The organism is Pseudoroseomonas cervicalis ATCC 49957, from assembly GCF_000164635.1.
GTDB classification, from domain to species: Bacteria; Pseudomonadota; Alphaproteobacteria; order Acetobacterales; family Acetobacteraceae; genus Pseudoroseomonas; species Pseudoroseomonas cervicalis.
The window spans coordinates 1-1,899 of record NZ_GG771023.1; the positions used below are offsets into that span (position 1 = coordinate 1).

Genomic DNA, 1,899 nt, shown 5'->3' on the forward strand with positions numbered 1-1,899 from the left:
CCCGGCTGTTCCTGCGCGGCGCCTGGCAGGAGGCGGCGCTGTACGAGCGCGACGCCCTCTCCCCCGGCGCGGCCTTCGCCGGCCCGGCCATCGTCACCCAGGCCGATTGCACCATCCTGGTGCCGCCCGGCTGGCAGGCCGAGACGGACGGGCTGCGCAACCTGCTGCTGCAACGCGGCGTCGCCCCGGCGGCCGGCCGCCGGACCCAGGCCGCCGCGCTGGCGCCCGATCTCGCGGAGTGACCCCGATGCGCACCGATCCCGTCATGCTGCAGGTGCTGCGCAACCATGCCCGCGCCGCCGCCGAGAGCATGGCCACCACGCTCTACCGCACCGCCCATTCCACCTTCGTCAAGGAGACGGAGGACTTCACCATCCAGCTGCTCGACGCGGACGGCAAATCCTGCGCCGTGCCGATCGACCTCGGCGCCACCTGGTATCCGGGGCTGGACTACGCGGCGGCGCTCGCCCTGGTGCCGGGCGGCTACCAGCCCGGCGACATCGCCATGACCAACGACCCCTATTCCGGCCATCTGGCGACGCATTCGCCGGACCTGGTGATGTGGAAGCCGATCTTCCACGAGGGGCGGATCATCGCCTTCGCCGGCGGCCACATCCACAATGTCGATGTCGGCGGCGCGGTGCCGGCCAGCCTGTCGCGCACCCTGACCGAGGTGCACCAGGAGGGCATCCGCATCCCCCCCGCCAAGCTCTACCGCGCCGGCGTGCTGGATGAGGGGCTGGTGCGGGTGATGCTGGCCAATGTCCGCGTGCCCGACCAGAACTGGGGCGACCTCAAGGCGCTGGTCGCCGCCGTCAACACCGGCGAGCGGCGGGTGCTGGAGCTGGTGCGCCGCTTCGGGGTGGAGACGGTGGTGGACGGGCTGGCCGACCTGCTCGACTATGCCGAGGCGCAGGCCCGCGCCGTGCTGGCCGGCATCCCGGACGGCGAATACCGCTTCACCGAATACGCCGACGAGGACGCGGCCGGCGGCGACCCGCTGCGCCTGTGCCTCCGCCTCACCATCCGCGGCGACGCGGCGGAGCTGGACTTCACCGGCACCGACCCGCAGACCCTCTCCTCGCTCAACGTGCCGACCGGCGGGCATCCGCGCCATTCGCTGCTGCTGGTCGGCGCCTATTACGTGCTCTCGGCGCTGCATCCGGGCATCACGCTGAACTACGGCACCACCCGCGCCTTCACCTGCCACGCGCCGGAGGGCAGCGTGCTGAACCCGCGCTTCCCGGCCGCCGTCGGCATGCGCTCGCTCACCTGCGGGCGGCTGCGCAGCCTGATCTTCGGCGCCTTCGCCCAGGCGGCGCCGGAGCGTCTGCCGGCGGCGCCGGCGGGCGCCACCTGCATCGTCAACATGGCGGCCGAGGACCCGCGCACGGGGCGGCGCAGCATCAGCGCCATCGCCCCCATCGTCGGCGGCGGCGGCGGCATGCCGCACCGCGACGGCACCGATGGCGCGGGCGCGGACGCCGCCTACCTGAAGAACAGCCCGATCGAGATCACCGAGGCCGAGGCGCCGGTGCGCATCCTGCGCTACGGGCTGATGCCGGACAGCGGCGGCCCCGGCGCGCATCGCGGCGGCATGGCGCAGGTGATGGAGTTCCAGACCACCGCGCCGGACGCCTTCGTCACCGCCCGCAACCGCGACCGCAGCCTGTTCCAGCCCTGGGGCATCGGCGGCGGCCAGCCGGGCGCGGCCGGCAGCTTCACCCTGAACCCGGGCACGCCCGCGGCGCGCGACCTGATGAACACCGACGCGCTGCGGCTGCAGGCGGGGGACACGCTGCGCATCGTCTCCCCGGCCGGCGCCGGGCGCGGCGACCCCTTCGCCCGCGACCCGGCGGCGGTGCTGCGCGATGTGCGGGCCGGGCTGGTCTCGCCCGA

General features: G+C 74.2%; 2 protein-coding genes. Both read left to right on the plus strand.

The genetic code is table 11. The annotated features are described in order from the left end of the window. Window positions 1–242 (plus strand): hypothetical protein (locus HMPREF0731_RS21430; protein ID WP_007006341.1); only part of this gene is annotated, 242 nt, incomplete at its 5' end. A gap of 5 nt (window positions 243–247) precedes the next feature. Further along, the coding region (locus HMPREF0731_RS21435; protein ID WP_007006342.1) for a hydantoinase B/oxoprolinase family protein at window positions 248–1,899 on the plus strand (1,652 nt) is incomplete at its 3' end.